Origin of the sequence: Mesorhizobium sp. M1365 (assembly GCF_040317865.1) — a bacterium.
In the GTDB taxonomy this organism is placed as follows: domain Bacteria; phylum Pseudomonadota; class Alphaproteobacteria; order Rhizobiales; family Rhizobiaceae; genus Mesorhizobium.
The window spans coordinates 80,309-98,135 of sequence record NZ_JAMYLG010000017.1; the positions used below are offsets into that span (position 1 = coordinate 80,309).

The 17,827-nt window shown below is 63.2% G+C and carries 15 protein-coding genes and 1 pseudogene; 10 read left to right on the forward strand and 6 right to left on the reverse strand.

From position 1 onward, the window contains the following. The first annotated feature begins 43 nt into the window (after positions 1-43). The 3 genes from NKH04_RS19415 (at position 44) to otsB (ending at position 4,925) form a co-directional block, all read left to right on the forward strand. Positions 44-2,206, forward strand: coding sequence for an amylo-alpha-1,6-glucosidase (locus tag NKH04_RS19415; protein ID WP_353044777.1), 2,163 nt, complete (start codon positions 44-46; stop codon positions 2,204-2,206). Positions 2,207-2,385: 179 nt separating this feature from the next. Next, positions 2,386-4,167 (forward strand): alpha,alpha-trehalose-phosphate synthase (UDP-forming), encoded by a 1,782-nt coding sequence (locus tag NKH04_RS19420; protein ID WP_023674969.1) that lies wholly within the window; start codon positions 2,386-2,388, stop codon positions 4,165-4,167. After that, positions 4,164-4,925 (forward strand): trehalose-phosphatase, encoded by a 762-nt coding sequence (gene otsB, locus NKH04_RS19425; protein WP_031211298.1) that lies wholly within the window; start codon positions 4,164-4,166, stop codon positions 4,923-4,925. Before NKH04_RS19420 ends, otsB begins: the two co-directional genes overlap by 4 nt. 17 nt (positions 4,926-4,942) lie before the next feature. Here the strand turns inward: otsB and NKH04_RS19430 are convergent. After that, positions 4,943-5,152 (reverse strand): annotated as a pseudogene (locus NKH04_RS19430) (ABC transporter ATP-binding protein); the annotation flags it as partial. Here NKH04_RS19430 and NKH04_RS19435 point away from each other — a divergent pair. Both NKH04_RS19435 and NKH04_RS19440 read left to right on the forward strand, forming a co-directional pair. Next, positions 5,148-5,540, forward strand: a complete 393-nt coding sequence (locus tag NKH04_RS19435) for an MmcQ/YjbR family DNA-binding protein (protein ID WP_352474256.1) — start codon at positions 5,148-5,150, stop codon at positions 5,538-5,540. The pseudogene NKH04_RS19430 and the gene NKH04_RS19435 sit on opposite strands and share 5 nt — an antisense overlap. Positions 5,541-5,733: 193 nt before the next feature. After that, positions 5,734-7,191: an NCS1 family nucleobase:cation symporter-1 gene (locus tag NKH04_RS19440; protein WP_352474257.1), complete on the forward strand. Its 1,458-nt coding sequence runs from the start codon at positions 5,734-5,736 to the stop codon at positions 7,189-7,191. Between the two features lie 29 nt (positions 7,192-7,220). Here the strand turns inward: NKH04_RS19440 and NKH04_RS19445 are convergent, their stop codons facing one another. From NKH04_RS19445 to tpiA, 5 genes are all read right to left on the reverse strand, one after another. Then, on the reverse strand, positions 7,221-7,760 hold the full coding sequence (locus NKH04_RS19445) for a DUF1697 domain-containing protein (protein WP_352474258.1): 540 nt from the start codon (positions 7,758-7,760) through the stop codon (positions 7,221-7,223). Positions 7,761-7,770: 10 nt separating this feature from the next. Continuing rightward, positions 7,771-9,399, reverse strand: coding sequence for a CTP synthase (gene pyrG / locus NKH04_RS19450; RefSeq protein WP_352448839.1), 1,629 nt, complete (start codon positions 9,397-9,399; stop codon positions 7,771-7,773). Positions 9,400-9,546: 147 nt separating this feature from the next. Then, positions 9,547-10,668 carry a L,D-transpeptidase gene (locus NKH04_RS19455; protein WP_352502401.1) on the reverse strand — a complete coding sequence of 374 codons (1,122 nt, stop codon included), beginning with the start codon at positions 10,666-10,668 and terminating at the stop codon, positions 9,547-9,549. 199 nt (positions 10,669-10,867) lie between these two features. After that, positions 10,868-11,320, reverse strand: a complete 453-nt coding sequence (gene secG, locus NKH04_RS19460) for a preprotein translocase subunit SecG (RefSeq protein ID WP_353044778.1) — start codon at positions 11,318-11,320, stop codon at positions 10,868-10,870. Positions 11,321-11,483: 163 nt separating this feature from the next. Next, the gene (tpiA, locus tag NKH04_RS19465; RefSeq protein ID WP_352474263.1) at positions 11,484-12,251 is read right to left on the reverse strand and encodes a triose-phosphate isomerase; all 768 of its coding nucleotides are present in this window, start codon (positions 12,249-12,251) and stop codon (positions 11,484-11,486) included. Positions 12,252-12,393: 142 nt separating this feature from the next. Between tpiA and NKH04_RS19470 the strand changes: the two genes are divergently transcribed. From NKH04_RS19470 to NKH04_RS19490, 5 genes are read left to right on the forward strand one after another with little or no spacing between them, the layout of a single operon-like run. After that, on the forward strand, positions 12,394-14,286 hold the full coding sequence (locus NKH04_RS19470; protein ID WP_352772201.1) for a SurA N-terminal domain-containing protein: 1,893 nt from the start codon (positions 12,394-12,396) through the stop codon (positions 14,284-14,286). Further along, positions 14,283-15,293 carry an anthranilate phosphoribosyltransferase gene (trpD, locus tag NKH04_RS19475; RefSeq protein ID WP_352616138.1) on the forward strand — a complete coding sequence of 337 codons (1,011 nt, stop codon included), beginning with the start codon at positions 14,283-14,285 and terminating at the stop codon, positions 15,291-15,293. Before NKH04_RS19470 ends, trpD begins: the two co-directional genes overlap by 4 nt. A 4-nt stretch (positions 15,294-15,297) precedes the next feature. Next, positions 15,298-16,110, forward strand: coding sequence for an indole-3-glycerol phosphate synthase TrpC (trpC, locus tag NKH04_RS19480; protein ID WP_352474266.1), 813 nt, complete (start codon positions 15,298-15,300; stop codon positions 16,108-16,110). Between the two features lie 2 nt (positions 16,111-16,112). Next, complete coding sequence (gene moaC, locus NKH04_RS19485) at positions 16,113-16,619, forward strand: cyclic pyranopterin monophosphate synthase MoaC (RefSeq protein ID WP_352474267.1); 507 nt, start codon at positions 16,113-16,115, stop codon at positions 16,617-16,619. Continuing rightward, positions 16,619-17,824 (forward strand): molybdopterin molybdotransferase MoeA, encoded by a 1,206-nt coding sequence (locus NKH04_RS19490; protein ID WP_353044779.1) that lies wholly within the window; start codon positions 16,619-16,621, stop codon positions 17,822-17,824. Before moaC ends, NKH04_RS19490 begins: the two co-directional genes overlap by 1 nt. Positions 17,825-17,827 lie beyond the last annotated feature (3 nt).

The following is a 17,827-nucleotide window of genomic DNA, read 5'->3' on the forward strand; positions in this document are numbered from 1 at the left end:
CGTCATTGTGGACATTGGAACGAAACGACAGAGCTTGTGACGTATGAATCAACTCGACGAGCGTAAGCTTGATCCCGCCGTAGCCCTTGCCTCCCTCGACGAGGTTGCGCCCCGGGAGCCGCACCGGCTGTTCGCCCTCAAGCAAGCCGACTGCTTCGCGGTGGCCGACGCCTATGGCGACATCCGCGGCGCCGGCGATGGCTTTTTCCGAGACGACACGCGTGTGCTTTCGGAATTCCGGCTGACGGTCGGTGGCCGGCAAATGTCGTTACTCGGCGCCTCGCTCAGCCAGGACAATGTGCTTTTCACCTCGAACCTGACCAATCTGCCGATCCAGAGTGTCGGTGGTCGCGACATTCCGCAGGGCGCGATCCACATAGAACGCGTCAGGCTGCTTTGGCAGGACCGGCTGTTCGAGCGCATCACCCTTTCCAACTACAGCCAGGAATCGTCGGCCATTCGGGTTTCCTTGCATTTCGCAGCAGATTTCCGCGACATGTTCGAGGTGCGCGGTTCGACCCGGCTCAAGCGCGGAATAGCCCACGCCGCCGAGACCAGTCCGACATCCGTGGTGCTTCGATATGACGGGCTGGACCAACTCGTGCGCCTGTCGGCGATCTCGTTCTCGCAGGCGCCGGACAATTTGACCGCCAGCCGCGCGGATTTCCTGGTTGCGGTGACGAAGCGCAGCAGCGAGGTCCTCTATATCGAGGTCGGCCCGGAAGTGGCGGAGACACCCGACCGCGACCGTTTTCGGGCTGCCGCCGCCCGCGCTCGTTTCGGCATGCGCGCCAAACGCCGCCACGGCGCGACGGTGCACAGTTCCGGCCGCGTCTTCAACGACTGGATCGAACGCGCGCGCGCGGACGTGGCGCTGCTGACCACCGAGCTTGCAACCGGACCTTACCCCTATGCCGGCATACCCTGGTTCTCGACGGCATTTGGCCGTGACGGGGTGATTTCCGCATTGCAGATGCTGTGGTTGAATCCTGGGCTGGCGCGCGGCGTACTCGCCTTTCTCGCCCAGCATCAGGCGACCGAAACGTCGCCGTTCAGCGATTCGCAGCCCGGCAAGATCATGCACGAGACCCGCAAGGGCGAGATGGCGGCACTGCGGGAGCTCCCGTTCGGCCGCTATTACGGCGGCGTCGATACCACGCCGCTCTATATTCATCTCGCTTGCGCCTATGCGGATCGTACCGGCGACATCGCGTTCGTCGACAGCCTGTGGCCATCGCTCTGTGCAGCGGCCGAATGGACGGAGGAGACAAGCCGCGCGACCGGCTTCGTTACCTACCAGCGCGGCGCCGAGACCGGCCTTGCCAACCAGGGCTGGAAGGACAGTTTCGATTCCGTCTTCCATGCCGATGGCCGCATGCCCAAGGGGCCGATCGCCCTGGTCGAGGTGCAAGGCTACGTCTTTGCCGCGTTCCGTGGGCTGGCGGCGCTCGCCCGCCGCCGCGGCGAGGACGACAAGGCCGATCATTGGGAGGAACGCGCCGAAACCATGCGCGCCGCGGTGGAACGCCATTTCTGGATGGACGATCTCAATTTCTATGCACTGGCGATCGATGGTGCAGGCGAGCTCTGCAAGGTACGGACGTCGAATGCCGGCCATCTTCTCTTTGTCGGGCTGCCCGAGCCGGAACGGGCGCAGATGGTCGCCGATCAGCTGCTCTCCGCGTCGTTCCACTCTGGTTGGGGCGTGAGGACGCTGGCCGACGATGCGATATTCTTCAATCCGATGTCCTACCACAATGGTTCGATCTGGCCGCACGACACCGCCATGTGCGGTGCAGGCCTGGCACGTTATGGCGTGCGCGACAGCGTGGTTCGGCTGATGAGCGGCACGTTCGAATCGGCTGTCCATTTCAACATGCGGCTGCCGGAACTGTTCTGCGGCTTTACCCGGTCGCCGGGCGAAGCGCCCATCGCCTATCCCGTCGCGTGCCTGCCGCAAGCCTGGTCAGCGGGATCGGCCTTCATGCTGATGCAGGCCTGCCTTGGGCTCGAAATCGACGGCTGGAACAGCGAAATCCGGGTCACCCGCCCAAGGCTGCCGATCGGCATCGACACGCTGACATTGCGGCATCTGGGTGTCGGCTCGACAGTGGTCGACCTCACATTCCAGCGTGTCGGCGACCGGGTCGTCGCCTTTCTTGCCGACCGGTATGAGGGGATGGTGCCGCTCATCGTGCGCACTTGATGCCGCCGCGCTCCGGCGCATCGAAAATGACGCGCGCGTTGCAATCGTCCGGAACCGATAGCCTCTTTGTGCGTTGCAAAAATGGGCGGGATGGGGACGCTGTCGTTGTCATACGGCGGCGAACCAGAAAACAAATAAAAAAAACGGCTATCGGCCGGCCGGAGGCGAGATCACATTCCATGTCAGATTATACTGTAAACCTGCTCTGGGTTTTGCTGATTGCAAGTTTTGGCTTTTCCGCTTTTGCCATTCTCCTGTCGATATCCCGCCAGCGCCGCGGTCGCGCAACGGCCGCCGCATACACGCCGAGCGAGGATGTCGCCTCGGAAGCGGCACGCAAGGTGCTGCGCGAGTTCGAAAAGAACGGCCAGTCCGCCGATGCGGCACTGGTCACGTGGTCGCCCGACACGTTGCGCAAGATCCTGGCCGACGACCTGCCGGACGCACAGGTCATCGTGGTGTCCAACCGCGAACCCTACATCCACAACATCAAGGACGACGGGGTCCAACTTTTGGTGCCGGCCAGCGGCCTGGTTTCGGCACTCGAGCCCATCACCCGCGCCTGTGCCGGCACCTGGATCGCCTATGGCGGCGGCACGGCAGACCGTCTCACCGTCGACAAGGACGACCGGGTGCAGGTGCCGCCAGGCAATCCGTCCTACACGCTGCGCAGGGTCTGGCTGACGGAGGAGGAATATCAGGGCTACTATCTGGGCTTCGCTAATGAGGGCCTATGGCCGCTTTGCCATATCGCCTTCACCCGCCCCGTGTTTCGCGCCTCGGACTGGGACGCCTACGAGGCCGTCAACCGCAAATTCGCCGATACGGTGGTTGCCGAAGCCCGCAACGAACGGCCGATCGTGCTGGTGCAGGACTATCATTTCGCGCTGCTACCGCGCATGATCCGCCAGCGCCTGCCGGACGCGATAGTCATCACCTTCTGGCATATCCCGTGGCCTAATTCGGAAGTATTCAGCATCTGTCCGTGGCGTGAGCGGATCCTGGAAGGACTGCTCGGCAGTTCGATCATCGGCTTTCATACCCAATTCCATGCCAACAACTTCACCGAAAGTGTCGACCGCTTTCTGGAGAGCCGGATCGAACGGGCAGACGCGGCAATCTCCTATGGTGGGCAGACCACATTGGTCCACGCCTATCCCATTTCCATAGAATGGCCGGCCCAATTGCTGGCAAAACTGCCGTCTGTGGAGGAGTGCCGCGCCAGCGTGCGCGACAGATTCGGCCTGTCTGCGGATACCAAACTATGCGTTGGCGTCGAGCGCCTCGACTACACGAAAGGCATTCTCGATCGCTTCCATGCCTTGGACGAATTGTTCACGAGATATCCCGAATGGATAGGCAAGGTGGTTTTCCTGCAGATCGCCGCGCCGAGCCGGGGGACATTGCCCGCCTACCAGCAACTCCACGACGAATGCCGCCGCTGTGCCGAGGAGCTCAACCGGCGCTATGGCAGCGAGACATACAGCCCTATCCTGATGGTCGCCGAACATCATCGGCAGGAGCAGGTCTACGAGGTCTATCGTGCCGCCGACATCTGTATGGTCACCAGTCTGCATGACGGCATGAACCTTGTCGCCAAGGAATTCGTCGCAGCGCGCGACGACGAACAGGGCGTGCTTTTGCTCAGCACCTTCGCCGGTGCCTCGCGCGAATTGCTGGAAGCACTGATCGTCAACCCCTACGATGCGGCCATGATGAGCGAGGCGCTGTTGCAGGCGCTGACGATGACGCCGGAAGAGCAGCGCGAACGTTTGCGGCCGATGCGCGAGATGGTCCGCGACAACAATGTCTACCGCTGGGCCGGCAGCATGCTGCTGGACGCCGCGCGCCTGCGCAAACGCGGCGATCTCGACAGGGTGACCGGAACCGGCGAGCGCCCGCCATCGAACACCAACAACGTCATCTCGATGTTCGAGCGGGCTCGGAAGGCAGCGTCGTGAAAAGCTTTGAACAACCACCGGCGTTGAACCTGTCGGAAGGGCAATGGGCGCTCTTTCTCGACATCGACGGAACCCTGCTGGAACACGCTGCCCATCCCGACGCGGTGTTCGTCGGCGAGGAATTGCGCAATCTGCTCGAACGCATCGAGCGGCGGCTGGATGGTGCGGTCGCCTTCATCACCGGCCGATCGATTCCCGCCGTGGACAAGCTGTTCCACCCGCTGAAGCTGCGGATTGCCGGACTGTATGGGCTGGAGCATCGGCTGACGCCGAGCGGTCCGATCGATGCCGCCGACGCGCCGGCCGACATCGCCGCCCTTGCGGACGAGATCGAGGCCGAACTGGGCAGCGGCAAGGTCTATGTCGAGCGCAAGGGGCCGGTCCTTGCCGTTCATACAAGAGCAGCACCGCAACTGCTTGCACCCGCAATCCAGCTCGTCGAACAGGCATTGGCCCGGCTTCCGAAGGGTTATCGGGTGCTTCCGGGAAACGCCGGCGTCGAGCTCATGCCTTTGGAAGCCGTCAAAGGTGCTGCCATCCGGCGTTTCATGGACATTCCGCCCTTTGTTGGCCGGCGGCCGATATTCCTCGGAGACGATACATCGGACGAACACGGTTTCGAGGCGATCAATGAAATTGGCGGCATCTCCATCCGCGTGAAGCCGAACGGACCGACGGCCGCAACCTATGTCCTCGACGACGTGACGGGCGCAATAGCCTGGCTCGAGGCCAGTTTCGAGACGTCGGCGGTGGCCTGATCGCGCCGTGGCCCGGTTCAGCTGATCTTCCCGTCCACTATGTGAATGCGGCGATCCATGCGTGCGGCCATGTCGAGGTCATGCGTGACTGCCACGACCGTCTTGCCGCGTTCGCGCACCAGATTCTGCAGGATTGTGAACACCTGCTCCGAGCTCTTGCTGTCGAGGCTCCCCGTCGGCTCGTCTGCCAGGATAGCCACCGACAGCGATGGAGGAGAGTTGATGAGTAGGAAATCGCGCGCTTCGACCGATGCCGTTCTCAAGGAACTACGCGCCTTCGGCCTCACCTATCCAGGCGCCGAGACAAAGAGTCCGTGGCCTGGTCACGACGATCTCGCGGTGAAAGGCAAGACCTTTGCTTATTTGAGCCTTGAAGGCGAACCGTTCAGCATCTCCCTCAAACTCCCCTACAGCGGCGACGAGGCGAGAAAGCTCCACTATGCGTCGCCGACGGAGTACGGCCTTGGCAAGAGCGGATGGGTGACGTTCGAACCAGCACCGGACGAACTGCCACCGATGGGACAACTGAAGTCATGGCTCGATGAGAGTTATCGCGCACAAGCGCCCAAAAAGCTTGCCGCCCTGATCACGCACAAGGTGGACTCTGGAGCTTAGGTCGAGCGATTGGTGTCACCCCACGAATCGCCGGCGCTAGAAGCTCAACGACGCCACGCCGATAAGCGCGTTTCTCATTGAATGACTTTAAGCCCAAAGCCGGCAAATCGTCTGCTTGCCGGTTCCCCTGCGTCAGGCTTAACCTGCGTGCCATGCGTGGAGGCGCGTGCGGTTGCAAGGGGAGGACATAGCAATGACAATACAAGGCGCATCACCGGACCTGTACAATGAGGATCTCGCTCCGGCGAAGGTTCGAAACTGGGGACCGTTCTCGATCTTCAACGTCTGGACGTCGGACGTCCACAGCCTGTGGGGCTACTATCTCGCTGCCAGCCTGTTCCTGTTCTGCGGCGGCTTCGTCAACTTCATCATCGCCATCGGTATCGGTTCGCTGATCATCTATGCGTTGATGAACATGGTCGGCTATGCCGGCGTGAAGACCGGGGTGCCCTACCCGGTCCTGGCGCGTGCCTCCTTCGGCATCTGGGGCGCCAACATACCGGCGCTGGTGCGCGCCATCGTCGCCTGCTTCTGGTACGGCGCGCAGACGGCGGCCGCCTCCGGGGCGATCGTAGCCCTGCTGATCCGCTCGCAATGGTTCGCCGACTTCAACCAGAGCACACATTTCCTCGGCCATTCCGGGCTCGAGGTGATCTGCTTCGCCGTCATCTGGGCGCTGCAACTCCTGATCATCCAGAAAGGCATGGAAACGGTGCGCCGCTTCCAGGATTGGGCCGGACCGGCGGTGTGGGTGATGATGCTGATCCTGGCGATCTATCTTTGCATCAAGGCAGGCACCTTCGCTTTCACCAGCGACATCCCGATGGATGTGCTGCTGGAAAAGACAAAGGACGCGGGCGTGCCGGGCACGCCGGGCTCCTGGACCTCGCTGTTTGCGGTGGCCGCGATCTGGGTGACCTATTTCTCCGCGCTCTATCTCAACTTCTGCGATTTCGCGCGCTACGCCCCCGACAAGGCATCGCTGCGCAAGGGCAACATCTGGGGCCTGCCGGTCAATCTTATCCTGTTCTCGCTGGTCGCCGGCGTTACGACGATCGCCGCCTTCGACGTCTATGGCGAGGTGCTGCTGCATCCCGACCAGATTTCGGCGAAATTCGACAGCTGGTTCCTGGCGGCGCTCGCAGCCCTGACCTTTGCGGTGGCGACGCTCGGCATCAATGTGGTGGCGAACTTCGTGTCGCCGGCCTTCGACTTCTCCAATGTCTTTCCACGCCAGATCGACTTCAAGAAGGGCGGCTACATCGCGGCGCTGATCGCGCTGGTGCTCTATCCATTCGCGCCCTGGGAAGGCAGTGCCGCCTCCTTCGTCAACATCATTGGCGCAACGATGGGGCCGATCTTCGGCGTGATGATGGTCGACTACTATCTGATCCGGAAGGGCGAGGTCGACGTCGAGGCGCTCTACAGGGAGAATGGCGAATTCCGCTTTCAGGGCGGCTGGCATGTCAATGCCTTCATCGCCGCCGGTATCGGCGCGGTCTTCTCCTCGATCCTGCCCAACTTCACCAGCCTGCTGCCGTCATGGTGGGGCGTCTATGGCTGGTTCTTCGGCGTGGCAATTGCCGGCGTCATCTACTACGTGCTGCGCACCATGGCACTCGGTGCCGGAGCCAGGATAGCCAAGGCCTGAGCGATTTGGGGCGGCGCGAGCCGCCCCGTTTATTCTGCGACCATCTCGGCCAGGCGGCGCACCGTATTCCAGTTGCGCGAGGTGCCGATGCCGAGACGTTTGTGACTGACCGCCGCAAGCAGCCGCGAACTCGGCGTCTCGCGGGAAAAGACGATCCAGATGTCGCCGCCGACAATCCGCAGCTTCTCGTCCTTGCCGGCATACGCCTCAAGCGCCGCGGCGGTCTCGGCGGGAACGGGCGCCCGCATCACGCGCACCGCCACCTGGTCCGCGGCCTCAGCCGATTCGGCTGGGAACGGATTGCTGGCCGCCATCCTCAGCCAGCCGTCGGCGCGGCGCACGATGATGTCGACGTGGCGGCCGAAAGTCTTTGCGAACGTCACCTCCAGCCGCTGCTCCAACGCCGCAAGTTCTGTTTCTTGCGCCTCGAAAACCAGATTGCCGGTCGCCACCAGCGTGCGCGGGTTATTCAGACCCAGGCCTTCGGCCATCGCCTTCAGATCGGACATGACGACCCGCCGCCCCTCGCCCAGGACAATGCTGTAGAGCAGCGCGACGTAAGTTTGCATGGGCGGCTAGTTAGACCAGCCGCGACTGCTCTACCGCCGCCTCGATGAAGCTGGCAAACAGCGGGTGCGGATCGAGCGGCCGGCTTTTCAACTCGGGATGGTACTGCACGCCGATGAACCAGGGGTGGTCGGGATATTCGACCGTTTCCGGTAGCACGCCGTCCGGCGACATGCCGGCAAACACCAGGCCGCAATCCTCGAGCCGCTCCTTATAGTCGACATTGACCTCGTAGCGGTGGCGATGGCGTTCGGAAATCTGCGTATCGCCATAGATCTCGGCGATCTTCGATCCCTTGGCAAGGTCGGCCTGGTAGGCACCGAGCCGCATGGTACCACCAAGGTCGCCGGTTTCCCTGCGCTTTTCCAGCATGTTGCCCTTCAGCCATTCGGTCATCAAGCCGACAACCGGCTCCTCGGTTGGACCGAACTCGGTCGATGATGCGTGCTCGACGCCGGCCAGCGAACGCGCCGCCTCGATGCAAGCCATCTGCATGCCGAAGCAGATGCCGAAATACGGCACCTTGCGCTCGCGCGCGAACTTCGCCGCCAGGATCTTGCCCTCCGAGCCGCGCTCGCCAAAACCGCCGGGGACGAGAATGCCATGGACCTTCTCCAGCCACGGCGCCGGGTCTTCCTTCTCGAATATCTCGCTTTCGATCCAGTCGAGCTTGACCTTGACCCGGTTGGCGAGGCCGCCATGCGACAGCGCCTCGATCAGCGATTTGTAGGCGTCCTTGAGGCCGGTATATTTGCCGACGACGGCAATGGTCACTTCGCCTTCCGGATTGTGGATGCGGTTGGACACCGCTTGCCACCGTTCCATGCGCGGCTTCGGCGCCGGATCGATGCCGAAGGCCGCCAGCACTTCCGAATCCAGCCCTTCATTGTGATAGGCCATCGGCACGTCGTAGATATGCGGGACGTCGAGCGCCTGGATGACGGCGCTTTCGCGGACATTGCAGAACAGCGACAGCTTTCTGCGCTCTTCCTTGGGGATCGGCCGGTCGGCGCGGACCAGCAGTATGTCGGGTGCAATGCCGATGCCGCGCAACTCCTTGACCGAATGCTGCGTCGGCTTGGTCTTCAGTTCGCCTGCCGTCGGAATGTAAGGCATCAAGGTCAGGTGGACGTAGACGGCGTTGTTGCGCGGCAGGTCGTTGCCGAGTTGGCGGATCGCCTCCAGGAACGGCATCGCTTCGATGTCGCCGACGGTGCCGCCGATCTCGCACAGCACGAAATCGTAGTCGTCATTGCCGTTGAGGACGAAATTCTTGATCTCGTCGGTGACGTGCGGAATGACCTGCACGGTGGCGCCGAGATAGTCGCCGCGCCGCTCGCGCTCGATGATGTTCTTATAGATGCGGCCGGTGGTGATGTTGTCCTGCTGGTTGGCCGAGCGGCCGGTGAAGCGCTCATAATGGCCAAGATCGAGATCGGTCTCGGCCCCGTCATCGGTCACGAAGACTTCGCCGTGCTGATAGGGCGACATCGTGCCGGGATCGACATTGAGATAGGGATCGAGCTTTTTGATGCGTGCGCGATAGCCCCGCGCCTGCAAGAGAGCCCCAAGGGCCGCTGCAGCAATGCCTTTTCCAAGTGAGGAAACCACGCCGCCTGTGATGAATACATATCGCGCCATGGGAGTCATCGCTTAACGCGGCCGAATTGATTCCGCCAGAGAAAAAACCGCCGCGAAGGCTTTTTCCCAAGAAGGCGCTCTGGTCGTTGGCGTATCAAAACAAAAGGGCCGGCGAGGCCGGCCCTTTTGGCACGATCTGTCAAAGCGTCAGATGATGACGACTTTGGTGCCTACTTTCACCCGGCGGTAAAGGTCCATGACGTGCTCGTTGATCATACGGAAGCAGCCATTGGAGGCGCTGGTTCCGATTGACTGCGGCGCGATGGTGCCGTGAATGCGCAGGTGGGTATCTTTCTTGCCGTCGTAAAGATAGATGGCGCGCGCACCGAGCGGATTGTCGCCGCCGCCGGGCATGCCGTCCTTGTACTGGCCATAGTGCTTGGGTTCGCGCTTTTGCATATCCAGCGTCGGAATCCAGCGCGGCCATTCCTGCTTGTCGCCGACGGCAACCGTACCCTTGAACTGCAGGCCTTCCCGGCCGACCGCGATGGCATAACGGCGGGCGGTTGACGATGATTCGACGAGGTAGAGACGACGGGCGCTGGTATCGATGACGATGGTGCCGGGGTTGTAGCCGGTGAATTCGACCTCCTGCGGCACGAATTCCGGCTTGACCTTGAACTGCCGCTTGGCCTGCTTCCTTTCCAGCGCGGCGTCGAGCGCGCGTGTTTCCGGAAGCAGCGACATCGACGAAGAGGATGTGCCGCCGAACAGTCCCGCGAACAGCCCGACGCTCTGCGGCTTCTGCCCGACCGGTTCGCTGCGCAACTCGCCATTGTTGCCGGTCAGCGCAACGTTCATGGCCTCGGCCGGGATCGGCTCGGCCGACTGGATCGGCGCAATGGGCGTAATCGGTTCGATGATGTTGACGGTCTTCTTCTTGGCCGGCGTGGCGTCAGCCACCTTGGCCGTTGCGAGCGGCTGGCTCTTCTTGGCAAGGAACGCCTGGCGTTCCGCATCGGCTTTGCCTTTCGCCGCCTCGCGCATCGCCAGCTTCCTGGCTTCGAGTGCCTTGGCGCGAGCGGCGTCCTTGTCGGCTGCGATCTTGGCTTCGATCTTGCGGATCTGCGCAAGGTCGTCCGGCGTCGGATCTTTCTTCTTCTTGAGAAGCTTCAATTGCGCTGCATCGCTTTTGGCAGCGACCTTGACGACGTCGGTTGTTGTTGCGGCTTTGTGGGCCGAGTTTGCCGTCGGCATGGCCGCGAAAGCGGGCGCACCTAGGCTGAGCACGGCACAAAGGCCGGCAAAAATGAAGCTGCGAAGCTGCATGGGGAAGATCCGATCGTTCAATGCTTGTTGCCCACGGCGTCGCCCGGCGCCCCCCAAGGACGCCGAGAATGCCGCGTGCAACGTATAATCGATTAGCCGGAAGCGCCTCAAGCGTGAGGCGCAGTCGAATCTTCGTGATCGTGCGGCATTTGCCGCGACTGTGTTCAAACGACAACAGATCGCGGCATAAGTTGCCCTATTACTGGTTGGGGACCTGCGGCGTAGCCGGCGCGGTGGCGCCGTTTGTCGCTGGCGGCGTCGCCGGAGCGGTTGGCGGCGGCGTCGTTGCCGCGCCATTGCCGGACGGCTGGGTCGGCGCCGTGGTGCCCGACGCCGGCGTCGGCGTCGTGGTTCCAGGCAATTGGTTGAGTACGCCCTTGCCTGCTCCGTCCGAGGTCGCCGGCACGCGATCGAGAATGTCGATCGGCTTCTCGCCATAGCGCGCAACGATCGACAGTGTCAGCGAAGTGACGAAGAAAGCGGCAGCCAGGATCGCCGTCGCCCGCGTCAGCGCATTGGCGGCGCCACGCGCGGTCATGAAGCCCGATCCGCCGCCGATGCCGAGGCCGCCGCCTTCGGAGCGCTGCAGCAGCACCACGCCGACAAGCGCGAGCACGACCATGAGGTGGACGACGATCAGTACGGTTTCCATAATTTACCCTGGCAAGGCCTTGTGCGGCCGCTGATTTGGAGGCGGCTCAATACAATGCTTTGACGGCATTTCCAAGCCCGTGGCCGGAATATGGGAAGCAATGCGTCCTTTGCAACGATTTCGACGCCGGCCGTCCGCTCAAATGCAGCAACCAGCCCTTGTATCAAGCGATGTTTCGATAGGCTTCCGCGATGCCGAGGAAGTCCGCCGCCTTTAGGCTGGCGCCGCCGACCAGCGCGCCATCGACATTCCTGACGCCGAGCAACTCGATGGCGTTGGACGGCTTGACCGAGCCGCCGTAGAGAATGCGCATCTTGGCCGCCGTATTGCCGAGCTTCCGTGCCAGTTCTTCGCGGATATGCGCATGTGCCTCGGCGACGTCGGCGGCGGTCGGGGTCAAGCCGGTCCCAATCGCCCATATTGGCTCATAGGCAATGACGGTGTTGGAAGCCGTGGCGTTTGGCGGGACCGAGCCAGCGACCTGGCGCGACAGCACGTCGAGCGTGGCTCCTGCTTCTCGTTCGGCTCTTGTCTCACCAATGCAGATGATGGCCACCAGCCCGGCGCGCCATGCGGCGGAGGCCTTGGCCTGGACCAAGGCATCGTCCTCCTTGCGATCGGCGCGGCATTCGGAATGGCCGACGATGACATGGCTGGCACCTGCATCCTTCAGCATCTCGGCCGAAATGCAGCCGGTATAGGCGCCGCTCTCCTCGGTGTGGCAATCCTCTCCGCCGGCCCGCACCGGCGTGCGCGACAGAATCTCGGCGGCGTGCGCAAGCAAGGTCGCCGGCACGCAGACCACCGCTTCGGTCTCGGCGTCGAGCCCACTCATGAAGCCGTTGCCGATCATCCTGATCTCGTTGAGCGAGGCGCTGGTGCCGTTCATTTTCCAGTTGCCGGCGACGAGCGGGCGGATTCCAGTGGTCATGGGATTTGTTTCTCCGGGCAATTTCCAGCTGGCCCTCACTATCAAAATCAGGCCACAAAGCAATCGACAGTGGGCAGGAAGGGCGCTATTGCGCTTGTTTCAGACTCGGCGCATGCGAAATGCGCAAAAATCGGAAGTACTCATGCTTGGTATGTTGAGAAGCGCGGCGGGGACCTGGGTCGCGAAACTGCTGCTGTCATTGTTGGTGTTGAGCTTCGCCATCTGGGGCATCTCGGGGCGGCTGATGGGCGGTCTTGCCGGCCATGACGCCGTGATTACGGCCGGAGGCACCAAGGTCTCGATCAACGAATACCGCCTCGCCTACGATCGCCAGCTCAGCGTCATGTCGCAGCAATTCGGCCAGCGCATCAGCCGTGAGCAAGCGACGGCGCTCGGCATCGACAACCAGGTGCTGGCGCAACTCGTGTCGGGTGCCGTCCTCGACGAGCAGGCCCGCAAGCTCGGCCTCGGCCTGTCCAAGGACCGGCTCGCCGAACTGACGCGTGAAGACCCGGCGTTCAAAGGGCCTGCCGGAACCTTCGACAGGAGAACCTTCGAGTACCTGCTTCGGCAGGTCGGCATGCGGCCGGAAGACTATTTGAAGAACCGCGCCCAGGTCGCGGTCCGCCAGCAGATCGTCGAGGCGGTTTCGGACGGCCTCAAGGCCCCGGATACATTCTTCAAGGCGGTCGCGCTCTATCGCGGCGAAGATCGCACCATCGACTACCTGACCTTGCCGAAATCGCTGGTCGAACCGATAGAAGCGCCGTCCGACAGCGCGCTTTCGGCCTATTTCGAGGAAAACAAGAAAACCTACGCCGCTCCCGAATACCGTAAGTTCTCCTATGTCAGGCTCGAACCGGAGGACATCATGGATTTGAGCGCGGTGACCGACCAACAGGTCAGCGACGACTACAATAAGAACAAGGCGCGCTACACCACGCCGGAGATGCGCACCATCGAGCAGCTTGTGTTCAAGACACCTGATGCCGCAAAGGCGACGCTCGATTCGCTCAGGACCGGCGCGACCTTCGACAAGATCGTCGCTGCCGAAGGCAAGACGCCGGCAGACACGCTGCTCGGCACGCTGGCCAAGGACAAGATCGCCGACAAGGCGGTCGCCGATGCTGCCTTCAAACTGAACGTCAATGAGGTCAGCCCGGTCGTACAGGGCGCCTTTGGTCCCGTTCTGCTGCGCGTCACCGAGATCAAGCCCGAAGTGGTGAAGCCGCTGGCCGAAGTGTCCGAGCAGATCCGCAAGGACCTGGCACTGGGCGAGGCAAGCCGCATCTTGCTGGACGTGCACGACAATTACGAGGATACGCGCGCCTCGGGCAGTTCGCTCGCCGAGGCAGCCGCCAAATTGAAGCTGAAGGTCGTCACCATCGATGCCATCGACCGCACCGGCCAACGGCCGGATGGAAGTATCGTCAAAGACCTGCCGGAATCGCCGGCACTCATCAAGGCGGTGTTCGAATCCGAACCCGGAACCGACAATGAAGGCCTCACCACCGCCGATAACGGCTTCGTCTTCTACGACGTGAGCGCGATCACGCCTGCCCGCGACCGCACATTGGACGAAGTCCGCCAGAAGGTCGTGGCCGACTGGACCGCGGCGGAGACCACCAAACGGCTCACCGCAAAAGCACAGGAGCTCGAGAAGCGTCTCAAGGCTGGCGTCACGCTCGAGGTGATCGCCGGTGAGCTCAAGCTCGAAAAGCAGACCAAGCGCGGCGTCAAGCGCGATGCGGACGACGTCGATTTCGGCAAGGAAGGCGCCGCCGCGATGTTCGGCGTCGGCGAAGGCGGCACCGGGTTGATCCCCTCGCCCACGGGCGACGGACAGATCCTGTTCAAGGTTGCCGAGGTATTCGAGCCTGCCGGGGCCGATGCCAGCTCAGTGCCCCAGGACGCACAGAAGTCCTTCACCTCCGGCATGTCCGACGACCTGCTCGACCAGTTGGTCGCGCAGTTGCAGACGCAATATGACGTCCGCATCGATCAGGCGGCCGTAACCCAAGCCCTGGCCAGATGAGCGCGCTGAAGATCCACATCGCCAAGGTCGCCGCCGGCAGCGCTCTTTCCTTCGAGGAGGCGCGCGAGGCCTTCGACATCATCATGTCCGGCGATGCTACCCCCGGCCAGATCGGCGGCTTCCTGATGGCATTGCGCGTGCGCGGTGAGACCGTCAGCGAGATCGCCGGCGCCGTCGCCACCATGCGCGCCAAGATGCTGCGTGTCGAAGCTCCCGAGGGTGCCATCGACATTGTCGGCACCGGCGGCGACAATTCGCACAGCGTCAACATTTCGACCGCATCCGCTTTCGTCATCGCCGGCAGCGGCGTGCCCGTCGCCAAGCACGGCAATCGCGGGCTGTCCTCGCTGACCGGCGCCGCCGATGTGCTGATCGCATTGGGCGTCAAGATCGACATCCCTCCGGAGACGATCGGCCGCTGCATCCACGAGGCCGGCGTTGGCTTCATGTTCGCGCCGGCGCATCACCCGGCGATGAAGCATGTCGGCCCGACCCGGGTCGAGCTCGGAACCCGCACCATCTTCAACCTGCTGGGCCCGCTTTCCAATCCGGCGAGTGTCAGACGGCAGATGGTCGGCGTGTTCCTGCCCGAATGGATCATGCCGGTGGCAGAAACGTTGAAGGAACTTGGTGCCGACCATGCCTGGATCGTCCATGGCGACGGCTATGACGAGATCACCACCACCGGCGAGACACTTGTCGCCGAATTGGCCGGCGGCGAGATCCGCAGCTTTACTCTGACCCCGGAAGCCGTCGGACTGAAGCGGCACACCAAGGACGAGTTGCGCGGCGGCGACGCCGCCCACAACGCCCAGGCACTGCGCGACATGCTGGGCGGCGCCGCCGGCGCCTTTCGCGATACGGTGCTGATGAATGCCGGCGCCGGGCTGGTGGTGGCCGGCAAAGCGACGACCCTCGCCGACGGCATGGTAACGGCGGCGCAGGCCATCGACAGCGGCCGCGCGCTGAAAGTGCTCGACAGGCTGATCGAGATTTCGAACGGTTAAAACCATGTCCGACATCCTGCGCAAGATCGAGGCTTACAAGCGCGACGAGATCACGGCGGCCAAGGCGCGCGTGCCGCTGGCCGAGATCAAGGCACGGGCGACGGATGCCGACGCGCCGCGCGGCTTTCTTTCCGCCCTTGAAGCAAAGCGCAAATCCGGCAGGTTCGCGCTGATTGCCGAAATCAAGAAGGCTAGCCCATCCAAAGGCCTGATCCGCGCCGATTTTGATCCGCCGGCGCTGGCCAGGGCCTATGCGAAGGGCGGTGCCGCCTGCCTTTCGGTGCTGACCGACGCACCCTCCTTCCAAGGCGCGCCCGAATTCCTCACCACTGCGCGCGCTGCCGTCGAGCTGCCTGCCCTGCGCAAGGATTTCCTGTTCGACCCCTATCAGGTCTACGAGGCCAGGGCATGGGGCGCCGATGCCATCCTGATCATCATGGCCAGCGTCGACGACGCGTTGGCAAGAGAACTCGAAGCGACAGCGTTCGGGCTCGGCATGGACGCGCTGGTCGAAGTGCATGACGAGGCTGAAATGGAACGCGCGCTGCAGCTGTCGTCGCGACTGATCGGTATCAACAACCGCAATCTCCGGACCTTCGAAACCAGCCTGCAGACCTCGGAGCGGCTGGCAGCGATGGTGCCGGCCGACCGCCATCTGGTCAGCGAGAGCGGTATCTTTTCGCACGACGATTGCCGCCGGCTGGAGCAGAGCGGAATTGCGACTTTCCTGGTCGGCGAGAGCCTGATGCGCCAGCAGGACGTGGCCGCGGCAACGCGCCTGCTGTTGACGGGCAAGGCGCCGGCAGAGGCCGTTTGAGGATGGCGGCCACCCTCACCCATCTTGGCGCGCAGGGCGAAGCCAACATGGTCGATGTCGGCGACAAGGCTGTGACGGTGCGCACGGCAGTCGCAGAAGGTTTTGTCGCGATGCGGCCCGAGACGCTGGACATGATCCTCGCCGGCGACGCCAAGAAGGGCGACGTGCTGGGCACCGCGCGCATTGCCGGCATCATGGCGGCCAAGAAGACGCATGAACTGATCCCGCTTTGCCATCCGCTGCTGCTGACCAGGATATCTGTCGATATCGAGGCGGACGCCGCGCTGCCCGGCCTGAAGGTGACAGCATTGACCCGCGTCACCGGTAAGACCGGCGTTGAGATGGAGGCTCTGAGTGCCGTCTCGGTCGCTTGCCTGACCATCTACGACATGGCCAAGGCGGTCGACCGCGCCATGGTCATCTCCGGCATAAGGCTGGTTGAAAAGACCGGCGGCAAATCCGGCGACTACAAGATCACCGGAGACGGGGCCACCGAGGCAGGCCGATAATGGTGCTGGTCCCAGTTGCCGAGGCGCTCGAGCGCCTGCTGGACGGCGCAGCAGCGCTGCCGGGCGAACGCGTCGCACTGCTGGATGCCGCCGACCGCGTGCTGGCGGAGCCGGTTGTGGCGCTCCGCACCCAGCCGCCGTTCAACGCCTCCGCCATGGACGGCTATGCCGTGCGGGCGGCCGATATCGCGTCCGTACCGGCAAGGCTTTCGGTGGTCGGCATGGCGCCGGCCGGACGCGGCTTTGCCGGAACGGTGCAGCAGCGGCAGGCCGTGCGCATCTTTACCGGCGCGCCGCTTCCCGAAGGCGCCGACACTATCGTCATCCAGGAGAACGTCCGCGATCTCGGTGGCGGCAGCGTCGAAGTGACGGAACGGACGGTGCAGGGGCGCAACATCCGCCGCCTCGGGCTCGATTTCGCCAAGGGCGATGTCCTGCTGCCCAAAGGCCGCCTGCTCGACCCGGCGGCCTTGTCGCTGGCGGCATCGGCCAATCACCCCGAGGTGCGCGTGGTCAAACGGCCGCTGGTCGCCATCATCGCCACCGGCGACGAATTACTGCCGCCGGGCAGCGATCTTGGCCCCGACCAGATCATCTCCTCCAACGCCTATGGTGTCGCCGCTGCCGCACAGTCGGTCGGTGCGCGCGCGCTCGACCTTGGCATCGCGCCGGACCGCAGGGAGGCGATCGCTGCGCTGGTTGAAAAGGCCGTGAAGGCTGGCGCGAACGTCATCGTCACGCTGGGCGGTGCCTCGGTCGGTGACCACGACTTCGTCCATGACGTGCTGACCGGGCAAGGCATGACGCTCGATTTCTGGAAGATCGCCATGCGGCCGGGCAAGCCACTGATGTTCGGGCGGCTGGGAGACATTCGCTGCATCGGCCTGCCCGGCAATCCGGTGGCAAGCCTGGTCTGCACTCAGCTCTTCCTGAAGCCGCTGCTGGCGCGGCTCGGCGGCCGCGCCTTTCAGCAGGATATACGTCGGGCACGGCTCGGTGCCGCCATGCCGGCCAACGATCTCAGGCAAGATTATGTGCGGGCTGTTGTCATAGATGACGCCGGTACGCTCGTGGCGACGCCGTTCGGCATCCAGGACTCCTCGATGCTGAAAATGCTGGCCGATGCCGACGGGCTGATCGTTCGCGCGCCGTTCGCGCCTGCCGCGGCGGCGGGCTCCCCCTGCGACGTACTGATGCTACGCTGAACC